At 75.3% G+C, this 20,973-nt stretch carries 15 protein-coding genes and 1 tRNA gene; 10 read left to right on the forward strand and 6 right to left on the reverse strand.

Annotated features, from left to right (window positions below):
* Nucleotides 1-66: 66 nt before the first annotated feature.
* The 3 genes from HL054_RS04130 to HL054_RS04140 form a co-directional block, all read right to left on the reverse strand.
* A complete protein-coding gene (locus HL054_RS04130; protein ID WP_369137489.1) occupies nt 67-1,035 on the reverse strand; it encodes a beta-ketoacyl-ACP synthase III in 969 nt (322 codons plus the stop codon).
* Nucleotides 1,032-2,291 carry an acyltransferase domain-containing protein gene (locus tag HL054_RS04135; RefSeq protein WP_369137490.1) on the reverse strand — a complete coding sequence of 420 codons (1,260 nt, stop codon included), beginning with the start codon at nt 2,289-2,291 and terminating at the stop codon, nt 1,032-1,034. The genes HL054_RS04130 and HL054_RS04135 overlap by 4 nt, the downstream gene beginning before the upstream one ends.
* Before the next feature lie 89 nt (nt 2,292-2,380).
* Nucleotides 2,381-3,547, reverse strand: a complete 1,167-nt coding sequence (locus HL054_RS04140) for a PucR family transcriptional regulator (RefSeq protein ID WP_369137491.1) — start codon at nt 3,545-3,547, stop codon at nt 2,381-2,383.
* Nucleotides 3,548-3,614: 67 nt separating this feature from the next.
* Here HL054_RS04140 and HL054_RS04145 point away from each other — a divergent pair, with 67 nt between their 5' ends.
* From HL054_RS04145 to HL054_RS04160, 4 genes are all read left to right on the forward strand, one after another.
* On the forward strand, nt 3,615-4,313 hold the full coding sequence (locus HL054_RS04145) for a phosphatase PAP2 family protein (RefSeq protein WP_369137492.1): 699 nt from the start codon (nt 3,615-3,617) through the stop codon (nt 4,311-4,313).
* Nucleotides 4,310-4,840 carry a pirin family protein gene (locus tag HL054_RS04150; RefSeq protein ID WP_369137493.1) on the forward strand — a complete coding sequence of 177 codons (531 nt, stop codon included), beginning with the start codon at nt 4,310-4,312 and terminating at the stop codon, nt 4,838-4,840. Before HL054_RS04145 ends, HL054_RS04150 begins: the two co-directional genes overlap by 4 nt.
* Nucleotides 4,841-4,912: 72 nt before the next feature.
* On the forward strand, nt 4,913-5,158 hold the full coding sequence (locus HL054_RS04155) for a nickel-binding protein (protein ID WP_369137494.1): 246 nt from the start codon (nt 4,913-4,915) through the stop codon (nt 5,156-5,158).
* A gap of 43 nt (nt 5,159-5,201) precedes the next feature.
* Nucleotides 5,202-6,407, forward strand: coding sequence for a M20 metallopeptidase family protein (locus HL054_RS04160; protein ID WP_369137495.1), 1,206 nt, complete (start codon nt 5,202-5,204; stop codon nt 6,405-6,407).
* Between the two features lie 108 nt (nt 6,408-6,515).
* On the opposite strand, the gene HL054_RS04165 is transcribed toward HL054_RS04160, so the two are convergent.
* Entirely contained in the window at nt 6,516-7,526 is a 1,011-nt protein-coding gene (locus HL054_RS04165; protein ID WP_369137496.1) for a type IV toxin-antitoxin system AbiEi family antitoxin domain-containing protein, read from the reverse strand.
* Between the two features lie 206 nt (nt 7,527-7,732).
* The gene (gene aceE, locus HL054_RS04170; protein WP_369137498.1) at nt 7,733-10,546 is read right to left on the reverse strand and encodes a pyruvate dehydrogenase (acetyl-transferring), homodimeric type; all 2,814 of its coding nucleotides are present in this window, start codon (nt 10,544-10,546) and stop codon (nt 7,733-7,735) included.
* A 325-nt stretch (nt 10,547-10,871) separates the two neighbouring features.
* Here aceE and HL054_RS04175 point away from each other — a divergent pair, with 325 nt between their 5' ends.
* The 5 genes from HL054_RS04175 to HL054_RS04195 all read left to right on the forward strand — a co-directional run bounded on the left by HL054_RS04175 (nt 10,872) and on the right by HL054_RS04195 (nt 15,134).
* Nucleotides 10,872-11,297, forward strand: coding sequence for a DUF3052 domain-containing protein (locus HL054_RS04175; protein ID WP_026845370.1), 426 nt, complete (start codon nt 10,872-10,874; stop codon nt 11,295-11,297).
* Nucleotides 11,298-11,350: 53 nt separating this feature from the next.
* Nucleotides 11,351-11,818, forward strand: coding sequence for a peroxiredoxin (locus tag HL054_RS04180; protein ID WP_369137499.1), 468 nt, complete (start codon nt 11,351-11,353; stop codon nt 11,816-11,818).
* A 61-nt stretch (nt 11,819-11,879) separates the two neighbouring features.
* Nucleotides 11,880-11,951 (forward strand) — tRNA-Val (locus HL054_RS04185).
* Between the two features lie 43 nt (nt 11,952-11,994).
* Nucleotides 11,995-12,390, forward strand: coding sequence for a rhodanese-like domain-containing protein (locus tag HL054_RS04190; RefSeq protein WP_369137500.1), 396 nt, complete (start codon nt 11,995-11,997; stop codon nt 12,388-12,390).
* 89 nt (nt 12,391-12,479) lie between these two features.
* Nucleotides 12,480-15,134, forward strand: a complete 2,655-nt coding sequence (locus HL054_RS04195) for a putative bifunctional diguanylate cyclase/phosphodiesterase (RefSeq protein ID WP_369137501.1) — start codon at nt 12,480-12,482, stop codon at nt 15,132-15,134.
* A 6-nt stretch (nt 15,135-15,140) separates the two neighbouring features.
* On the opposite strand, the gene HL054_RS04200 is transcribed toward HL054_RS04195, so the two are convergent.
* Nucleotides 15,141-17,099, reverse strand: coding sequence for an FUSC family protein (locus HL054_RS04200; RefSeq protein WP_369137502.1), 1,959 nt, complete (start codon nt 17,097-17,099; stop codon nt 15,141-15,143).
* Between the two features lie 104 nt (nt 17,100-17,203).
* Here HL054_RS04200 and HL054_RS04205 point away from each other — a divergent pair, with 104 nt between their 5' ends.
* Nucleotides 17,204-20,965: an ABC transporter ATP-binding protein gene (locus HL054_RS04205; protein WP_369137503.1), complete on the forward strand. Its 3,762-nt coding sequence runs from the start codon at nt 17,204-17,206 to the stop codon at nt 20,963-20,965.
* Nucleotides 20,966-20,973: the final 8 nt, after the last annotated feature.

The following is a 20,973-nucleotide window of genomic DNA, read 5'->3' on the forward strand; positions in this document are numbered from 1 at the left end:
GGTGACGCCGGTCCGTGGAGGGCCGACGCCGTCGTCCGGGACGGGTGTCCCGGCAGTGTGGGTGCCTTACGGCAGGCGGAGCACCTGGCCGGCGAAGGTGAGCCCGGCGCCGTAGCCGAGCACCAGGGCGAGGTCGCCGGACTCGGCCTCGCCGGACTCCATCAGCGCGGTGAGCGCCAGCGGGATCGAGGCGGCTGAGGTGTTGCCGGAGACGACGACGTCGCGGGCGATGACGGTGTCCTCGCCGAAGCCGAGCTTCTTGGCCATCGACTCGACGATCCGCAGGTTGGCCTGGTGGGGCGCGAAGACGTCGATGTCGGCGGCGGTGACGCCGGCCTTGTCCATCGCCTCGACCAGCGTCTCGGTGAGCTTGGTGGTCGCCCAGCGGTAGACCGCCTGGCCGGCCATGGTCATCGTCGAGCGGCCCGCGGCGATCTCGATGGCGGTGTACTGGTCGCCGTCGCTGCCCCAGGCGACCGGGCCGATGCCCGGCTCGTCGGACGGGCCGATCACCGCGGCACCCGCGCCGTCGGCGAAGATCACCGCGGTGCTCCGGTCGGTCTGGTCGGTGACGTCGGTGAGCCGCTCGACGCCGACGACCAGCACGTGGGTCGCGTCGCCGGTGCGGATGGCGTCCGAGGCGACCCCGAGCGCGTAGCAGAAGCCGGCGCACCCGGCGTTGAGGTCGAAGGCCCCGGGCCGGACGACGCCCAGCCGGTGGGCCACCTGCGGGCCGATGCCCGGGATGGGCGCGCGGAGGCTGGCGCTGGCGACGATGACCAGGTCGACCTGGTCGGGCGCCAGACCGCTGGCGGCCAGCGCCTTGCCGCCGGCCGCGACGGCCATCTCGACCAGCGTCTCGTCCTCGGAGGCCCAGCGCCGCTCGGCGATGCCGACCCGGCTCTGGATCCACTCGTCGTTGGTGTCCATCACCTGGGCGAGCTCGTCGTTGGTCACCCGGCGCCGCGGGCGGTAGCCGCCCAGGCCCAGGATGCGGGCGCCGGGCGCGCCTTCGCGCAGCGTGATGGTCGTCATTCCGACACCTCCGGGTAGAGACGGGCGATCGGGTCACCGGCGTCGACCAGGTCGCCGTCGTGGACGAGCCACTCGGCCAGCACGCCGTCGTAGCCGGCGGACACGTTGACCTCCTCGCGTCGGCTGCGGATGCAGCCGAGCGGGCTGCCGGCCGGGAGGCGGGTGCCCTCCGGGACGTCGGCGGGGCTGACGGTGCCGCGCACAGGCGAGACGACGACCCGCCAGTCGGGGGAGTGCTCGGCCTCCGCGCGGCCGCGCTCGGCGGCGATCAGCTCGCGGGCGCGGTCCAGGTCGGCCGGGCTGGTCAGCGCCAGCACCTCGATGTCCGAGCCCTTCCACTCGCGCTTGGCCAGCCCGGCCAGCGCACCGGCCGGGGGCAGCTCGAGGACGGCGGTGACGCCCAGCCCACGCAGCGTCGCGAGGCACGCGTCGAAGCGGACCGGGCTGGTGACCTGGCTGACCAGGCGCGAGACGACCTCGGCGCCGGAGTCGACGGCCGCGCCGTCGGCGTTCGACAGCAGCAGCCGGCTCGGGGCGGTCGGGCGCAGGCCGCCGACCAGGCCCTCCAGCTCCTCGCGCGCCGAGGCCATGTAGTGGGTGTGGAAGGCGCCGGCCACCGACAGCGGCATGATCCGGGCCTTCGCCGGCGGGTCCGCCTTGAGCGCGGCGAGCGCGTCGAGGGCACCGGCGGCGACGACCTGGCCGCCGCCGTTGCGGTTGGCCGGCACGAGGCCGTGCCGCTCGATCGCGGCGAGCACCTCGTCGGGGTCACCCCCCAGGACGGCGGACATCCCGGTCGGCGTCTGCGCGCAGGACCGGGCCATGGCCCGGCCGCGGACGGCAGTGAGCGCGATCGCCGCCTCGACCGAGAGCACCCCGGCCAGGGCGGCGGCGGTCAGCTCGCCGACGCTGTGGCCGGTGATGACGACGTCGCGGCCGGCGTGCGGGGTGTGCAGCACCGGGCCCGGCATGCCGCCGAGCTCCTGGGCGATGAACAGGCTCATCGCGACCACCAGCGGCTGGGTCACCGCGGTGTCCTTGATGGCCTCCGCGTCGCCCGTCGTGCCGAGGGTCAGCAGGTCGGCGTCGGCGATCGCACCGGCCCAGCGGAAGAAGGGCTCCGCACCGGGCAGGTCGAGCCAGTCGGTGAGCATCCCGGGTTTCTGGGCACCCTGTCCGGGGGCGAGTACGGCCAGCACGTGTTCACCGTGCCAGGCGCGGGGGATCCGCGGGCGGCCAGCGCCCACGAACAACACCCGGAGATCTTTGGAGGATCCCTACAACCGGCGGCTCGTCAACCCGAGCGCCCGCCGCGTGTCGGTGGACAAGGCCACAACAGCGCCGGTCAGTGCCAGAGCGAGTGGTCGCCCTCGAGCTGGGCCAGCGCCAGGGCCAGCTGGAGGGTCCAGGCGCCCCGGGGTTCGGTGGCCGAGTAGCCGGTGAGCTCGGTGGCCCGCTTCAGCCGGTACCGGACGGTGTTGGTGTGCACGAACATCGCCCGGGCGGTCGCCTCGAGGTTGCCGCCGTTGCCCAGCACGGTGCGCACCGTCTCCAGCACGCCGCCACCGGCGTCCTGCAGCGGCGCGGCCACCCGCTCGGCGAGCGCGCTGCGGGCCAGCGGGTCGCCGTCCAGCGCCCGCTCGGGCAGCAGCGCCTCGGCGTCGACCGGGCGCGGGGCGTCGGGCCAGGCGGCCGCGGCGTGCAGCCCGGCCAGCGCGGCGGTCGCGGACTCACCGGCGTGGGCCAGCGAGTCGACGCGGGGGCCGAGCACGACCGGGCCCGGCCCGAACTCCCGGCAGACCCGGGCGGTCACCTGGGCGAGGTCCTGCGCGCCGCCGAGGACGACGACCAGCTCGTCGGCGTGCACGCCGACCAGCACCTCGCAGCCCACCGAGCGGGCGGCCCGGCGGACCGCGGCACGGGAGTCCTCGTCGCCGGGCGGTGCCGAGCCGACCAGCACCGCGACCGGCTCGGTCTCCGTCCAGCCCAGCGCGGCGGCCCGGCCGGGCAGCTCGTCGGGGCGGTCACCGCGGACCAGCGCGTCGACGACCAGCGCCTCCAGCCGGGCGTCCCAGGCGCCGCGGTTCTCGGCGAAGCTGGCGTACACGTGCGCCGCGGCGAAGGCGATCTCCCGGCTGAACTGCAGCACCGTGAGCCGCAGCCGCTCGGCGTCCCCGGGCTCGGCGACCTGCTCGACCCGGTCCTCGACCACCTCCACGGTCACCTTGATCAGGTCGACCGACCGCTTCAGCGGGACGGCGTGCATCAACTCGCGCGGGGCGGCGCCGAAGACCTCGCCGGTCAGCCGCGGCGGGCGGCCGGGGTTGCGGCACCACTCCACCAGCGAGGCGATGCCGGCCTGCGCGACCAGCGTGACCCAGGAGCGCTGGGCGGCGGGCATGGCCCGGAACCAGGGCAGCTCCTCGTCCATCCGGGCCACGGCCTGGGTGGCGAGGGCGCCCGAGGAGCGCTCCAGCCGGCGCAGCGTCGCCTCCGACGGCGCGCCGCTCACCTGGCCCTCCACGCTTCGTGCACCCGGTCAGCGTGTCACGGCGCGCGGCGTCGGGGACCCTGGAGGCGTGCGCACCGCCCTCCCGGGTCACCCGGACGCCCCCGCCGTGCCGCTGGCGCGGTCGACCGGCGGGGCACTCGGCGCCGGAGCGGCGTCGGCGCTGGTGGTCGTGCTGCTCGGCTGGGCGGTCGCCGCCGGCTGGGCGCCGCTGCTGCGGGTCGACGGCGCCGTCCGGGACGCGTCCTACGCCGGCGACGACCGGTCCGGCGCCGTCGAGGCGCTGCTGCAGGCAGCCACCGCGCCCGGGCTCTCGGTGACCCGGGGCGTCGTCCTGCTGCCGGTGCTGGTCTGGTTGCTGCTGCGCCGGTGCTGGTGGACGGCGACCTGGGTGGTCGCCGCCGCAGGCCTGGTCAGCCCGCTGACCACGGCGCTCAAGGAGCTCGTCGGCCGGCAGCGGCCGCAGTTCGCCGAGGGCGGTGCGCGCTACGAGTCGCTGAGCTTCCCCAGCGGGCACTCCTCGGGCATCGCCGCGCTGGTGACCGTGGCGCTGGTGCTGGCCTGGCCGCTGCTGGCCCCGGCGGCGCGGCGGGCGTGGCTGGCCGTCGGCGTGGCGCTGGTGCTGCTGGTCGGGCTGACCCGGATGTGGCTCGGCGTGCACTTCCTCTCCGACGTGCTCGCCGGCTGGGCGGTCGGGCTGGGCTGGGCGCTGCTGCTGGCGGTCGCCTTCGGGGTGCTGCCGGGCGGCCGCGCGGCGGTGCGGCGGTGAGCGGCTTGGACTCCCGGGTGCTCCTCGCCCCGGACGACGGCTCGCTCGGCCCGCTGCTGCGGATGGCGGACGACCGGCTCGGCCCCGGTGCCGGCTACGGGCGGCACGCGCACGCCGACGTCGACGTGGTCGCCGTGCTGGTCGAGGGCTCGCTGCGGCACGCCTGGGGGCGGGAGGCGGTGCTCGGGCCCGGCGACGTCGCGGTGCTGCGGTCCGGCCGTGGGCTCGAGCACGACGAGGTGGCCGGTGCCGGCGGCGCGCACGTCGTCCAGACGTACCTGCGGGCGGCGCAGCCGGGCGCCGTCCCGACACACGACATGCTGCTGCAGCCCACCGGCTGGGTCGACCTCGGGCGGGCCGACGCCCGGCTGTGGGTGGGTCCGGCGGGGGACGACGTCCCGCCCGGCCTGCGGGTCGTCGTCCGGGACGGCGAGGTGACCGCCGAGCCGGGGGAGGGGCCGGTGCCCGGCGCCGGACCGGTCTGCGTGTGGCAGCTGGACGCCGCCCGCCCGGCCTGGGCGGAGTAGCGCCGGGACATCTGGACACGGTCCTGCGGCCAGGTGCACAGTGCCCGTACGGGGCCGACCGAGGGAGACGACATGCCCACGTTCATGGACTTCCACGACGACCTCAGGCTGCCCGCCGCGGACATCGCGGCGATCGGCGAGGGCGCCCGGGCCGGCGTCCGGGACCAGTTCGGCGTGCGCCAGATCGAGCTCTTCCACAACCCGGAGGGCAAGGTCTACTGCCTGCTGGAGGCCCCGGACGAGGTCGCCGTCCGCCAGCACCACGAAGCACTGGGCGTGCCCTGCGGCGACGTGCACCAGGTCGACCAGCTGCGCTGACCGGCAGGCGGCCGGGTCCTGAGCGGTGCTACAGACTGGGGCCATGCCCGCAGACGCCACCGCCCTGCTCGCCGCCGCCCGCGCCGACGCCGACCGCACCGTCGACCTGCGCCGCCGGCTCCACCGCCGGCCGGAGGTCGGGCTGCACCTGCCGGAGACGCAGGCGGCCGTGCTGGAGGCGTTCGCCGACCTGCCGGTCGAGGTGACCACCGGCCGCAGCACGAGCTCGGTGGTGGGCGTGCTGCGGGGCGCCCGGCCGGGCCCCACCTACCTGCTGCGCGGGGACATGGACGCGCTGCCGGTGCAGGAGGACACCGGGCTGGACTTCGCCTCCGAGGTGCCCGGCGTGATGCACGCCTGCGGCCACGACACCCACGTGGCGATGCTGCTCGGGGCCGCGCGGCTGCTCGCCGAGCGGCGGGACGCGCTGGCCGGGCAGGTCGTGTTCATGGTCCAGCCGGGGGAGGAGGGCTTCCACGGTGCCCGGCACATGCTGGACGAGGGCCTGGTTGACGTCGTCCCGGAGGCGCCGGTGAGCGGGGCGTTCGCGCTGCACGTCTCGACCATGTGGCGCAGCGGGACGGTCAACGTGCGCGGTGGGGCGATGATGGCCTCGGCCGACCAGTGGACGCTCGTCGTGCACGGCCGCGGCGGGCACGCCTCCACCCCGCACCTGGCCGCCGACCCGGTGCCGGTCGCAGCGGAGATCGTGCTGGCGCTGCAGTCGATGGTCACCCGCCGCGTCGACGTCTTCGACCCGGCCGTGGTCACCGTCGGCCGCCTCGAGGCGGGCACCACCGACAACATCATCCCGGCGACCGCGCTGCTGCACGGCACCATCCGCACCCTCTCACCGGAGCGGCGGGCCGACGTCCTGGCCGCGGTGCAGCGGGTCGGCGAGCACGTGGCCCGGGCGCACGACATGACCGCGGAGTTCGTCCGGATCGAGGGCTACCCGGTGACCGTCAACGACGCGGGCGTCGCCGCGCAGGTGACCGCAACGGCTTCCGCCCTGCTCGGCGAGGACCGCAGCTCGGTGATGCCGGTGCCGTTGATGGGCGCCGAGGACTTCTCCTACGTGCTCGAGCAGGTGCCCGGCGCGATGGCGTTCCTGGGCGCCTGCCCACCGGAGCTCGACCCGGAGACCGCGCCGGGCAACCACTCCAACCTGGTCCGCTTCGACGAGGACGCGCTGCCCGCCGGCGTCGCCCTGTACGCGCAGATGGCCCTGCAGGCGCTGGGCGGGTGAGGGTGCGGGGGGCGCGACTTTGATCAGGTCACCTGATCACCGGCCGTCCTCCCTCACCGACGCTGGTGCGGGAGGACGGCGATTGGTGGGGGCGGACGTGGTCGCGGGTCAGGCAGCGGCGGGCCGTGGCGCCCGGAGACCGCCGTTGTAGGGCTCCGTCCGGTAGCGCGGATCGGAGGTACGGCCACGCTCGAACAGGCCCCGCAACCGCCGGACCTTGTCGTCCAGGTGCAACCGGACGTCGTCCGGCATGAACCGGATGCCGTGGAGGTCCAGGTCGAGGAGGTCGTCCTGGCGGCGCTTCTCCGCGCGCAACGCCTCCATGCCCGAGCGGCCCTGCCACGGTTCGGAGTACTTCACCATGCCGTCGCACTCGGCGAAGACGCCGCGGTCGGGCCAGTACATGTCCAGGACCGCGACCAGCCGTGGACCGATGAACACCGCCTGTTGGAGCAGCGGCTCCGGCAGGCCCGCTGCCCGCAGCGCCAGCCGCGTCCTCGTCTCGTGCGGTGAATGCGCCCCCACGCGGGCCAGGGAGACGGCGCGGGCAGCACTCCCGCAGCCGACCCAGTGCGTCTGGGCCAGGTGCGCGGCTCTGAGCTCCTCGCGGGTCGTCCGCCCGTCGGCGAGTGCGTCGTCCAACGCCACGACGGTGTCGACGACGTCCCACTCACGACCGACGTCGGCCAGTGTCCGGGGGAGGGTGGTGAGCGGCAGCCCGTCCTGGGCCTCGACGTCTCCAGGGGGCAGCGTCGCCTCGCTGATGCGGTAGCCACGCCCCACCCGGAACTGCTCGGGATCGGTCAGCCTGATCTCCGCGCTCAGGGAGTGGGGCAGCACCAGACCGTGCAGCCGGGCAGCCGACGCATGGCTGACCACGACCGAGTCCCGCCCGAGCCGGCGCAGTACGGCGGCGCACTCCAGCCGGTGGAGGCGCCCCTCGCGAGCGTGCTGGGACCACACCTCGCCGGTCGTGTAGACGCCGTACCGGACACGCCGCCACGCACCTGAGCGCAGGAGGGGCCCGATCGCCTTGCGATCGACCCCTGCGGCCAGGGCGTCGGAGGTGGCGAAGACGCCGGCATGGCGGGTCATGGCGCTGCGCAGGATGGGCTCCACCCGGCCACTGTCACCGGACGGGAGCGAGTGCGGGAGCCGGTGGCGCCGGCTGTGGACGGCTGGTCACGCTGTGGACGGCCGGCTGCCGCGACGCACGGCTGTCAGCCACGATGTCCTCCCGCAGCAAAGGCCGTCCTCCCGCACCAGCGTTGGTGCGGGAGGACGGCCTTTGATCAGGTCACCTGATCAAAGCCCGGGAACCGGCCTCAGGCCTCGGGCTGCTGGTCGGGGTCGGTGCTGGTGTCCTCGGGGGCCGCCTGCACGTCGCCGATCCGGTACTTCTCGACGGCCTGCTTCACGACCTCCCGCTGCACGTCGCCGCGCTGGGCCAGCGAGGACAGCGTGCGTACGACGATCGACTCGGCGTCCACCCGGAAGTGCCGGCGCAGCGCCGGGCGGGTGTCGGACAACCCGAACCCGTCGGTGCCCAGGCTCGCCATGCCGCCCGGGACGAACGGCGCCAGCAGGTCCGGCACCGCCTTCATCCAGTCCGACACCGCGACGACCGGGCCGGGGGCGTCCGCCAGCCGCTGGGTGACGTAGGGGACCTTGGGCTCGTCGGCCGGGTTGAGCAGGTTCCACTCCTCGGCCTGCACCGCCTCGCGGCGCAGCTCGTTCCAGGAGGTCACCGACCACACGTCGGCCGACACGCCCCAGTCGTCGGCGAGCAGCTCCTGGGCCCGCAGCGCCCACGGCACCGCGACGCCCGACGCCAGGATCTGCGCCTTGGTGCCGTCGGGGACCTGCGGGCCCTCGGCGTACCGGTACATGCCGGCGAGCAGCCCGGTGACGTCGAGGCCCTCGGGCTCGGCCGGCTGGACGTAGGGCTCGTTGTAGACCGTCAGGTAGTACATGACGTCGGGGCTGCGGTGCCCGCCGAGCGGGGCGCCCGGGTCCTCGCCGTACATCCGGGCCAGGGCGTCCTTGATGATGTGCCCGACCTCGTAGGAGAACGCCGGGTCGTAGGCGACGACCGCCGGGTTGGTCTCCGCCAGCAGCAGCGAGTGGCCGTCCTCGTGCTGCAGGCCCTCGCCGTTCAGCGTCGTCCGGCCCGCGGTGGCCCCCAGCAGGAAGCCGCGGGTCATCTGGTCACCGGCCGCCCAGAACGAGTCGCCGGTGCGCTGGAACCCGAACATCGAGTAGAAGATGTAGATCGGGATCATCGGCTCGCCGTGCGTCGCGTACGACGTCCCGGCCGCGATGAACGACGCCGTGGAGCCGGCCTCGTTGATCCCCTCGTGCAGGATCTGCCCGGTCGTGGACTCCTTGTAGGCCAGCATCAGCTCGCGGTCGACCGAGGTGTAGTTCTGGCCGTGCGGGTTGTAGATCTTCTTCGTCGGGAACAGCGAGTCCAGACCGAAGGTGCGCGCCTCGTCCGGGATCACCGGCACGTAGCGGGGGCCGAGCTCGGGGTCCTTGATGAGCTCCTTGAGCAGCCGGACGAACGCCATCGTGGTGGCGACCTCCTGCTTGCCCGAGCCCCGCCGCACGACCTCGAAGGCCTTGTCGTCGGGCGCCTTGAGCGGCTTGGCCGCGTACACCCGCCGGGGTACCGAGCCGCCGAGCTGACGACGCCGCTCGAGCATGTACTGCATCTCGTCGGAGTCGGCGGCCGGCTTGTAGTAGGGCGGCAGGGTCTTGTCCAGCTGCTCGTCCGGGATCGGCAGGTACAGCCGGTCGCGGAAGTTGGCCAGGTCCTCCGCGGTCAGCTTCTTCATCTGGTGCGTGGAGTTGCGGCCCTCGAAGTGGCTGCCCAGCGTCCAGCCCTTGATGGTCTTGGCGAGGATGACCGTGGGCTGGCCCTTGTGCTCCATCGCGGCCTTGTAGGCGGCGTAGACCTTGCGGTAGTCGTGCCCACCGCGCTGGAGGTCCCAGACCTCCTTGTCGCTCATCCCCTCGACCAGCTTGCGGGTGCGCGGGTCGCGGCCGAAGAAGTGCTCGCGGACGTAGGCGCCGTCCTCGGCCTTGTAGGTCTGGTAGTCGCCGTCCGGCGTCTGGTTCATCAGGTTGACCAGGGCGCCGTCGCGGTCGGCGGCCAGCAGCCGGTCCCAGCCGCGGCCCCACACCACCTTGATGACGTTCCAGCCGGCGCCGCGGAAGAACGACTCCAGCTCCTGGATGACCTTGCCGTTGCCGCGCACCGGGCCGTCGAGCCGCTGCAGGTTGCAGTTGACGACGAAGGTGAGGTTGTCCAGCTCCTCGCGGGCGGCCAGGCCGATCGGGCCCAGCGACTCCGGCTCGTCCATCTCGCCGTCGCCGAGGAAGGCCCACACGTGCTGGTCGGAGGTGTCGGCGATGCCGCGGTCGTGCAGGTAGCGGTTGAACCGCGCCTGGTAGATCGCGTTCATCGGGCCGAGGCCCATCGAGACCGTGGGGAACTCCCAGAAGTCCGGCATCAGCCGCGGGTGCGGGTAGGACGACAGCCCGCCGCCGGGGTGGCTGACCTCCTGGCGGAACCCGTCGAGCTGGTGCTCGTCGAGCCGGCCCTCTAGGTAGGCGCGGGCGTACATGCCGGGGGAGGCGTGGCCCTGGAAGTAGATCTGGTCGCCGCCGCCGGGGTGGTCCTTGCCGCGGAAGAAGTGGTTGAAGCCGACCTCGTACAGCGACGCGGACGACGCGTAGGAGGAGATGTGGCCGCCGACGGCGATCCCGGGCCGTTGCGCGCGGTGCACCATGATCGCGGCGTTCCAGCGGATGTAGGCGCGGATCCGGCGCTCCACGTCCTCGTCGCCGGGGAACCACGGCTCCTGCTCCGGCGGGATCGTGTTGATGTAGTCGGTGCTGCGCAGGGCAGGGACGCCGACCTGCTGCTCACGGCTGCGCTCGAGCATCCGGAGCATGAGGTAGCGGGCCCGGTTGCGGCCGGCGTGGTCGACGACCGCGTCGAGCGAGTCGAGCCACTCCTGGGTCTCGTCCGGATCGGTGTCCGGGAGTTGGCTGGGCCGCCCGTCGGTGATGACCGCGCGAGGGGTGCCGTTCGTGCGGGCGGGGTCTCCGTCCGACTGCTGCGGTGCGCTCATGCCCCCATCGTCTCCTGTCCGGCCGCTCGGCGTCACGCCACCCACGCCCGATGTCCTGACGAGCGGGACGACGGCGGTGCCCGACGCCGCGGCCGGGCCCCTCGCGCGGGGTCGCCGATGCCCCTACGCTCCGCGCGGACGGGCCCCGGGGGTGCCCGCGGACGGGGGTGCGGGGTGGTCGGGACGGTGCGCCTGCCGGTGGCCGGGTATCGCAACCGGCGGTCCAACCAGCACACTGTCGGTCCGCGCCGGACGTCGTCCGGCGGATCGCCGTGCACGGACGCGGCGGATTCGGTTCACTGAGCTACATGGAGGACGAGCAGGGATGAGCGTCGACTCGGGCAGCACCAGCATGGCTGCCCGGCTGGGGATCAAGCCGGGCATGGTCGTGCAAGAGCTCGGCTGGGACGAGGACGCCGACGAGGACCTGCGCGACTCCGTCGTGGAGCTGTCCGGCGGGGAGATGGTCGACGAGGACTCCGACGAGGTGGCCGACGTCGTCCTGCTGTGGTGGCGCGAGGAGGACGGCGACCTGATCGACGCCCTCGTGGACTCCATCGCCTCGCTGGCCGAGGACGGCGTCGTCTGGCTGCTGGTGCCCAAGTCCGGGCGCCCCGGCCACGTCGAGCCCGGTGACGTCACCGAGGCCGCCCCCACCGCCGGGCTGCAGCAGACCTCGAGCATCTCCGCCGCCAAGGACTGGTCGGGCATCCGGCTGGTCACCCCGAAGGCCGCTCGCTCCCGCCGGTAGCAGCGGAGGGCCGCCGTGCGCGGCCTCCGGGCAGGTGCGGCACCATCGGGGGCATGAGCCTCTCCGTCGGTGACGTCGCGCCCGAGTTCAGCCTGCCCGACCAGGACAAGCAGGTCGTGTCGCTCTCCGGGCTGCGCGGCGCGCCGGTCCTCGTCGTCTTCTACCCCTTCGCCTTCTCCGGTCTCTGCACCGGCGAGCTGTGCGAGCTCCGCGACGACCTGGCCGCCTACACCGGCGCCGGGGTGCAGGTGGTGGCCATCTCCACCGACCCGACCTTCGCGCTGAAGGCCTTCCGCGAGAAGGAGGGCTTCTCCTTCCCGCTGCTGTCGGACTTCTGGCCGCACGGCGCCACCGCCCAGGCCTACGACGTGTTCAACGACAAGGCGGGCATGGCCGTCCGCGGCACCTTCCTGGTCGACGCCGAGGGCACGATCGCCTTCACCGAGGTCAACGGCCCCGGTGACCCGCGGGCGCAGTCCGGCTGGAAGGACGCCGTCGCCGGGCTCCCCGCGGCCGCCTGATGAAGGACCCCGTCCTCCTCACCCCTCGCAAGCTCGGGGCGAGCCTCGGGACGGGGCCGACGGGCGCGTAGCTCAGCGGTAGAGCTCTCGCCTTACAAGCGAGCGGTCGCAGGTTCGAACCCTGCCGCGCCCACCCGGTCCGCCGACCGCCGCAGCCCGTCGGGCACGCTGCGGTCGTGGGCATCGACGACGTGCTGGCCGCCAGCCGGGCCGGTGTGCACCGGCTGACGCCGCACGAGCTGGTCGCCGCGGTCGCGGCCGGCGCCCTGGTGGTCGACACCCGGACGGAGTCCCACCGCCGGGTCCAGGGCGAGTTCCCCGGTGCCCTGGTCATCGACCGCACCGTCCTGGAGTGGCGGCTGGACCCGGCCTCGCCGTGGCGGGTGCCGGAGGCCACCGGGCCGGACCTGCAGGTGGTCGTGGTCTGCCGGCACGGCTACAGCTCCAGCCTGGCCGCCGCCTCGCTGCGGTCGGTCGGGCTGCACCGGGCCACCGACCTGGCCGGCGGGGTCGAGGCCTGGGTCGCCGCCGGCCTGCCGATGTCCGACGGCCCGGCCGACGTCCGGGAGTGAGGCCCACCGCCGACGTCCCGGTGTGACCGGCCTCACCCGGACGGGTCAGGCGGCTCAACGTCCGGTCCCGGACGGTCGATGCGACTGCTGTGACGTCCCCCCGGTCGACGTGCGTCCGCAGCAGGCGCCGGGCGCCGCTGTGGGCGTACCTCACCGCGCTCGTCCTCGTCCCGCTCATCGGCGTCGGCGTCCTGACCTGGGGCATCGTCCGGCTGCGCACGGAGGAGGCGGCCAGCGCCGTCCGCGCCGCGGCGGCGGTGCACGCGGTGGCGATGCTGGACGCCGTCCGCAGCAGCGTCGAGGAGGAGGTCGTGCCGGCGCTGTCGCTGGCCGTCCTGGACACCACCGACGCACCCGGCCGCACCCCGGCCGTGGACGCGGCCGACCGGCTGCAGGCGGAGGTCGCCTTCGGCCGCGCGCAGCGGACGACGGACCGGGCGCTGGCCCTGCTGTCGGCGGGGTCCGCCGGTGCCGCGGCCGGTGACCGCGCGGCCGGCCACCTGGCCACCGTCCGCGAGCAGGTGGCCGCGGCCGGGCTGGGGGTGGTCGACGCCTACGTCACCTACCTCGACGTCATCAAGGGCCTGATGAACGCCGAACGCGCCGCAGCCGCGGCGGCGAACGCGGAGGAGGCCCCGCTGGCCACCTCCCAGGCGACCCGAGACGTGGAGCTGGTCGCCGCCCTCACCCAGCGTGCCGGTCAGGTGGTGCCGCTGTTCCTGAGTGCGCAGCTGGCCGGCGGCAACCCCGTGGGCTACGCGGCGCTGTCCTGGGAGAACGCCTGGGTGGACTACGTCAGCGCGTACCGGCAGCTGGACGAGCTGTCGCAGAGCGACCTGCGGGTGGCCTGGGCGAGCGGCCGCGCCTCACCCACCTTCACCGCCGTCGACGAGGTGCTGACCCGGTACGCCGGCGACGGCGTCACGGCCATGCCGGTCGAGGAGGCGCTGGAGCTGGTGCGCGCCCACGTGGCCCGCAGCTCGCTGCTCGCCGACGTGCTGGACGTCGCCGTCGACGACGCCCAGGCGCTCGCCGCGGCCGACCACCGGGCGGCCGACGCGGGCCGGGCGACGGCGCTGGCGCTGGGCGCCGGCCTGCTGCTGCTGTCGGTCGCCGGCGCCTTCCTGCTCGGCCGCACCGTCTCCCGCTCGCTCGGTCTGCTGGCCGGGCAGGCGGAGCAGGTCAGCCGCGGGTCCCTGGTGGACGTCGAGGTCGACGGCCCCTGGGAGGTGCGGACCGTCTCGGCCGCCCTCGGCGCGGCGGTGGCCAGCCTGCGCCGCATCCAGGACCAGGCCCGGGCCGTCGCCCACGGCGACCTGTCCAACGCCCTGCTCGACCAGCCGCTGCCCGGTCCGCTCGGCGAGGTCGTGCACGCCTCGGTCCGGCAGATCGTCAGCTCGGTCCGGCAGCGCGAGGAGCTCCAGTCGGCGCTGGCCCACCAGGCCACCCACGACCAGCTGACCGCGCTGCCCAACCGGGGCCAGGCGCTGCAGCTGACCTCAGCCGCCCTCGCCCGCGGCCGCCGGTCGGGCTCGATGACCGGCCTGCTGTTCCTGGACCTCGACGGGTTCAAGACGGTCAACGACCACCACGGCCACGCCGTCGGCGACGACGTCCTCAAGGAGGTCGCCACCCGGCTGGGAGCCGTCGTCCGGGCCGGCGACACCGTCTGCCGGCTGGGCGGGGACGAGTTCGTCGTGCTCGTCGAGCCGGTGGACGGCGAGGGCGACCTGCTGGAGCTCGCCGGCCGGCTGATCACCGCCGTGGGCGACCCGATCGCCGTCGGCGACCACGTCGTCCGGGTCGGGGCCAGCGTGGGGGTGGCCGTCAGCCGGGACGGCTCCGTCGACGCCGACGTGCTGCTCGCCGAGGCCGACACCGCCACCTACCGCGCCAAGCGGCTCGGGCGCGGCCGTGCCGAGGTCTTCGACGACGTGCTCCGCGCCCAGCTCGCCGACCGCGCCGAGATGGAGGCCGCCATCGCCTCCGCCCTGGTGGCCGGCGAGATGGAGCTGCACTACCAGCCGGTGGTCGACGTCGCCGACGGCCGGCTGCACGGCTTCGAGGCCCTCGTCCGCTGGCAGCGACCGGGCCACGGCTGGGTGTCGCCGGACGACTTCGTGCCGGTCGCCGAGGCCTCCCGGCTGGTCTGCGACCTGGACCGCTGGGTGCTGGCGGAGGCGACCCGGCAGCTGGCCGCCTGGCGGCGCGCCCTCCCCGCGGTGCCCGGCGTCCCCGAGCCCACGGTGGCGGTCAACATCTCCGGCCGGCACCTGGCCGACCGCCGGGTCGTGCAGGACGTGGCCGACGTGCTCGCCGCCTCCGGGCTGCCCCCGGCACTGCTCGTGCTGGAGGTCACCGAGACCGTGCTGGTCGACGACCCCGTGGCGATCGAGAACCTGGCCGCGCTGCGCCGGCTGGGCGTCGCGGTGGCCATCGACGACTTCGGCACCGGCTACACCTCGATCGGCCAGCTCCGGCACATGCCGGTCGACACCGTCAAGATCGACCGCAGCTTCATCGGCTCCCGTGACCACGGCCACCGGGAGCTGGTCGCGCTGATGATCCGGGCGGCGCACACCTTCGGCCTGACCGTGGTGGCCGAGGGCGTCGAGGAACCCGGCCAGCTGGAGCGGCTGCGGCGGGAAGGCTGCGACCAGGCCCAGGGCTTCCTGTTCCACCGGCCGCTGCCCGCCGCCGCGGCCGCGGCGCTGCTGGCCGGCCTCCAGCCCGCGACGGGCTGACCCCGGTCAGTCGTCGGGACCGTGGACCCCCACCGGTCGTCCCGGTGCGGTCTCCCGCACCAGGCGGCGGGCCGCGTCGACCTCCCGGGCCACCGGGGCCAGCACCCCCTCGGCGTCGATCTCGGCGTCGTCGGGGAGCCGGTGCTCGCGCAGGTCCGCCTCGAGCTGCCGGACGGCCTTGCGCAGCACGTCGACCTGCGCCCGCTCGGGCTGCGGCTCTCCGGCGCGCATCGCGATGACCGCCTCGGTGACGGCGTCCGACGTCCGCTCCAGCTGGACGATCACCGGCCACCACGCCGCGGCCCGGGTGCTGATCGGCGGCGGCTCGGCCAGCCGGCGCTGCAGCTGGGTCTGCAGCTCGGTCAGCGCGCGGTAGCTGGCCCGGCGCGCCCGCCGGGTGTCCGCCGGGCTCTCGTGGAAGGCGGCGTGCAGGAACCGGTCCAGCGCCAGGACCGCGCCCCGCAGGGCGTCGTCCAGCGGCGCCTGCCAGGTCTGCGGCCACAGCAGGTAGCCGAACACCAGCACGATGGCGCAGCCGATGAGGGTGTCCACCAGCCGGGCGCCGACCAGCTCGGCGCCGCTGGGGGTGGCCAGGTCCAGCAGCAGGATGACCAGCGGGGTCTGGAAGACCGAGAACAGCCCGAAGCTGCCGTTGCGCGCCCAGGGCAGCGCGCCGGCGGCGACCGCCATCGGCAGCAGCACCCACGCGTCCCGGGACAGGAAGGTCAGCAGCAGCGAGCCGATCAGGACGCCGAGCAGGGTGCCGACACCGCGGTGCACCGCCCGGGCGAACACCGATCCGTAGTCGGGCTTGAGCACGATCGCCACGGTGAGCAGCACCCAGTAGGGCCGCTCGATCGGCAGCAGCTGCCGGGCCACCTCGGCGATGGTCATGCACAGCGTCAGCCGGACGACGAAGGCGCGGGAGTCGGCGTTGCCCACGGTCTTGTCCTGCAGGTCGTGCAGCCGCACCCGCCAGTCCAGCTGGGCCGGCCGGACGGCGGCCCGGGCGCGCTCCTCCGGGTCGCCGACGACGTGCCACACCAGCCGGAGGCCGTGCCGCACCGCCCGGCGCGGGGCGGGGCCGTCCTCCACCCGCGGCGGCCGCTCGCCGAGGACGGGGCGCCGCTGGGTGACCGCCGCGGCCAGGGCGCGGGCCGCGCCGACGTCGCGGGAGTCGACGGCGACCTCCCCGCGGGCGCTGGCCACCGCCGCCTCCACCAGCGGCGCCGCCGAGTTGAGCACCCCGGCCAGCTCGGCCAGCTCGCGGCTGCGGCCGGCTGACCGGCTGCGGGTGTGGATCACCCGGTCGTAGCCCTCGTTGAGCGCGGCGACCAGCGCGCGGCGGCTGTCCTCGGCACGGTCGGTGCCCACGGCCTCGAGCAGGTCGGCGACCCGGTCGAACACCGCGCCCACCGAGGCGCGGTCCGGGTCGAGGGCCTCGGTGCGCGACTGCACCAGGACCGCGAGCGCGGCCCAGGCGCAGCCGGCGAGGAAGAACCCCACCTCCGCCGCGGGCGGCAGCGGGGTCTCCAGACCGGAGCTGATCGCGGTGTAGACCAGCAGCTGCAGGGCGCCGAGGGAGAACGCGCCGCTGATCGAGCTGAGCAGGGCGGCGACCGCGGCGACGACGGCCATCAGCACCACCGGCTGCCAGCCGCCCCCGCTCAGGCCGTGCCCGACCACCAGGCCGGCGCTGCCCAGCAGCGACGCCGCGGCGACCCGGCGCACCCGCACCCGCAGCGGCCCCGACTGCGGGGCCAGGGTGGCCGCCAGCGAGCCCATCGTCGCGAAGACCCCGGCGCCGAGCGCGCCGCCGGCCATCCCGCCGACCACGATCGCCAGCGCCAGCGGGGCGGGGACGACCAGGGCGAACCGGGCCACGTCCCGCCACGGCACCGGCGGGCGGCTGGTCCGCACCAGCTCCTCCAGCCAGGCCGGTGCCCGCAACCCCCGCTCCACCACGCTGCGAGCCTGCCACCCCGGTCGCGGCGCGACCGCGCAGGTCGTCGCACACTGGACGGCGTGCCGCTCCTCCCCGTCGTCCCGCCCGGGACGGCGGGCACCCCGTGACGGCCCCCGTCGCCGAGGTCGCCAGCACCCGCGGCGAGGCCGCGGCACCGCCGCCGGAGGGCGGCTGGCTCGCCCGGCTGGTCGGCTACTGCCTGCGGCACCGCGGCGACCTGGTCGGCGCCTTCGCCGCCGCGCTGGTCGGCTCGGTCATCGCCGCGGTGGCGCCGCTGCTCACCCGGGCGGTGGTCGACCGGGTCGTCGCCGCGGCGGGGTCGGACCGGGCGGCCCACGTCACCCCGTTCATCGTCGCGCTCGTGCTCGCCGGCGCGCTGCGGTTCGCCGCCGGCTTCGTCCGCCGGTACCTGGCCGGCCGGCTGTCCCTCGACGTCCAGATGGACCTGCGCAACGACCTGGCCGCGGCGCTGTCCCGGCTGGACGGGCCGGGGCAGGACCGGCTGCAGACCGGGCAGACGGTCAGCCGGGCGATCAGCGACGTCACGCTAGTGCAGGGGCTGCTGGCCTTCCTGCCCAACCTGACCGGGAACGCGTTGCTGTTCGTCGTCTCCCTCGGCGTGATGGCCTGGCTGTCGCCGTTGCTCACCGTGGTGGCCCTCGCCGTCGGCCCGGCGCTGTGGTGGGTGGCCCTGCGCTCGCGGCGCGACCTGTTCCCGGCGAACTGGGCCGCCCAGCAGCAGGCCGGGGCGGTCGCCGGCGACGTCGAGGCCGCGGTCACCGGCGTCCGGGTGGTCAAGGGCTTCGGGCAGGAGGACCGCGAGCTCGACCGCATCGACGAGGGCGCCCGGCGGCTGTTCGGCGCCCGGATGCGCGTCGTCCGGTTCACCGCCCGCTACAACCCGCTGCTGCAGGCCATCCCCGCGCTCGGCCAGGTCGGGGTGCTCGCGCTCGGCGGCTGGCTGGCGCTGCGCGGCACGATCACCCTCGGCACGTTCCTGGCCTTCGCCACCTACCTCGCCGCGCTGGTGTCCCCGGTGCGGCAGCTGGCCGCCGTGCTCACCATCGGCCAGCAGGCCCGGGCCGGCGTCGAGCGGGTGCTGGAGGTCATCGACGCCCGGCCGACGCTGGTGTCCGGCACCGGGGCGCTGCCCGACGGCCCGCTGACCGTCGAGCTGGACGACGTCACGTTCGCCCACGACAACGACCGGCCGGTGCTCAGCGGCGTCTCGCTGCGGGTCGAGCCGGGGGAGACCCTGGCGCTGATCGGCACCGCGGGGTCGGGCAAGTCCAGCGTGGTGGCCCTGCTGCCGCGGTTCTACGACGTCGCCGCCGGGGCGGTACGGATCGGCGGCCGCGACGTCCGCGACCTGGACACCACCGAGCTGCGCGCGGCGATGGGCGTCGTGTTCGAGGACAGCTTCCTGTTCTCCGACTCGGTGCGGGCCAACATCGCCTTCGGCCGCCCCGACGCGACCGACGAGGAGGTGCGCGCCGCCGCCCGCGCCGCCCAGGCCGACGGCTTCATCGGCGAGCTGCCCGACGGCTACGACACCGTCGTCGGCGAGCAGGGGCTGACGCTGTCCGGCGGGCAGCGGCAGCGGGTGGCGCTGGCCCGGGCGCTGCTGGTCGACCCGCGGGTGCTGGTGCTCGACGACGCCACCTCCGCCGTCGACGCCGCCGTCGAGGCCCGCATCCACGAGGCGCTGCGCACCGCGACCCGGGACCGGACGACGCTGCTGGTCGCCCACCGCCGCTCCACGCTGGCGCTGGCCGACCGGGTGGCGGTGCTGGACGCCGGCCGGGTGGTCGACGTCGGCACCGCCGCCGAGCTGGAGGCGCGCTCGCCGCTGTACCGGCTGCTGCTGTCCGGCGAGGACCCCGGCCTGGCCCCGCTGGAGCCCGCCCCGCCCGGCGGCACCACCCCGGCGGCCTGGCCCGCCCCCGACGGGGACGACGCGGACGCCGACGCCCCGGTGCGCGCCCCGGCTGCCTCGATCGGCGGGCGCGGTGCCGCGATGGCCGCGGCGGCACCCACCGCGGCGCTCCGCGAGCTGGTCGACCGGCTGCCCCCCACCGTCGACGAGCCGGACGTCCCGGCGACCCGGGCGCGGGCCGCGGACCGCGCGTTCACCCTGTGGCGGCTGGTCCGCCCGTTCCGCTGGCCGCTGGCCGCCGCCCTCGTCCTGGTCGCCGCCGACACCGCCGCGCAGCTGGCCATCCCCGCGCTGGTGCGCACCGGCGTGGACGACGGCATCGCGGCGGGCTCGGTGTCGCTGCTGCTCGGGGTGGCCGGGATCGCGCTGGCGGTCGTGCTGGCCGACTTCGCCGTCGCCCGGGGCTCGGCCTGGCTGACCGGGCGCACCGGCGAGCGGCTGCTCTACACGCTGCGGGTGAAGACCTTCGCCCAGCTGCAGCGGCTGGGCCTGGACTACTACGAGCGCGAGCTCGGCGGCCGGATCATGACCCGGATGACCACGGACGTCGACGCGCTGTCGGCGTTCCTGCAGACCGGGCTGACCACCGCGGTGGTCAGCGTGCTCACCCTCGTCGGGGTGCTGGTCGCGCTGTTCCTCTTCGACGTCGAGCTGGCGCTGGTGCTGGTCGCCACCCTGCCGGTGCTGGTGGTCGCCACGGTCTGGTTCCGCGCGCGGTCGGTGCCGGCGTACACCGAGGCCCGCGAACGGGTCAGCGCCGTCAACGCCCGGCTGCAGGAGGACGTCGCCGGGGTGCGGGTGACCCAGGCGTTCAACCGCACCGAGCACTCCACCGCCGTCTTCCAGGCCCACGCCCGCAGCTACCGCGACGTCCGGCTCCGCGCCCAGCGCTACATCGCCACGTACTTCCCGTTCGTGGAGTTCCTCTCCGAGGTGGCCGCCGCCGCGGTGCTGGCGGTCGGTGCGGCCCGGCTGTCGTCGGGCACCATCACCGCCGGCGTGCTGATCGCTTTCGTGCTCTACGTCGACACCTTCTTCGCCCCGGTGCAGCAGCTGTCCCAGGTCTTCGACAGCTACCAGCAGGCCTCGGTCGGCCTGCGCCGGCTCCGCGACCTGCTGCGCACGCCGGAGTCGACGCCGGCCGCCGCCGACCCCCGCCCGGTCGGCCCGCTGCGCGGGGAGGTGCGGCTGGCCGACGTCACCTTCGCCTACCGCGGCGCGCCGACCCCGGCGCTGCGGGACGTCTCGCTGTCCGTCGCGCCGGGGGAGACGCTGGCCCTGGTGGGGGAGACCGGTGCCGGCAAGTCGACGGTGGTGAAGCTGGTCGCCCGCTTCTACGACCCGACGTCCGGGGCGGTCTGCGTGGACGGCGCCGACCTGCGCTCGCTGGACCTGCTGCAGTACCGGCAGCGGCTGGGCGTCGTGCCGCAGGAGGCGTACCTGTTCGCCGGCACCGTGCGGGACGCGATCGCCTACGGCCGCCCGGAGGCCACCGACGCGGAGGTCGAGGCCGCCGCGCGGGCGGTCGGCGCGCACGAGGTGGTGGCCGGGCTGCCGCAGGGCTACCGGACCCGGGTGGGGGAGCGGGGCCGGGCGTTGTCGGCCGGGCAGCGGCAGCTGCTCGCGCTGGCCCGGGCCGAGCTGGTCGACCCGGACGTGCTGCTCTTCGACGAGGCCACCGCGTCGCTGGACCTGGCCACGGAGGCCGCGGTCACCCGCGCGGCCGACGCGGTGGCCCGCCGCCGGACGACGCTGGTGGTCGCCCACCGGCTCACCACCGCCGCCCGCGCCGACCGGGTCGCGGTGCTCGACCACGGCCGGGTGGTCGAGGTCGGCACCCACGACGACCTGCTCGCCGCCGGCGGGGCGTACGCGGCGCTGTGGGCGGCGTTCACCGCCGACGAGGACGCCGACCCGCTGATGGACTGACGCAGCCG

This window comes from Modestobacter versicolor (assembly GCF_041028285.1).
Classification (GTDB): Bacteria; Actinomycetota; Actinomycetes; order Mycobacteriales; family Geodermatophilaceae; genus Modestobacter; species Modestobacter versicolor_A.

What these genes read in the sequence shown, in the direction of transcription:
- HL054_RS04130 (WP_369137489.1), bottom strand. Translation starts at nt 1,035, where the DNA reads ATGACGACCATCACGCTGCGCGAAGGCGCGCCCGGCGCCCGCATCCTG.
- HL054_RS04155 (WP_369137494.1), top strand. Translation starts at nt 4,913, where the DNA reads ATGCCCACGTTCATGGACTTCCACGACGACCTCAGGCTGCCCGCCGCG.
- HL054_RS04160 (WP_369137495.1), top strand. Translation starts at nt 5,202, where the DNA reads ATGCCCGCAGACGCCACCGCCCTGCTCGCCGCCGCCCGCGCCGACGCC.
- aceE (WP_369137498.1), bottom strand. Translation starts at nt 10,546, where the DNA reads ATGAGCGCACCGCAGCAGTCGGACGGAGACCCCGCCCGCACGAACGGC.
- HL054_RS04175 (WP_026845370.1), top strand. Translation starts at nt 10,872, where the DNA reads ATGAGCGTCGACTCGGGCAGCACCAGCATGGCTGCCCGGCTGGGGATC.
- HL054_RS04180 (WP_369137499.1), top strand. Translation starts at nt 11,351, where the DNA reads ATGAGCCTCTCCGTCGGTGACGTCGCGCCCGAGTTCAGCCTGCCCGAC.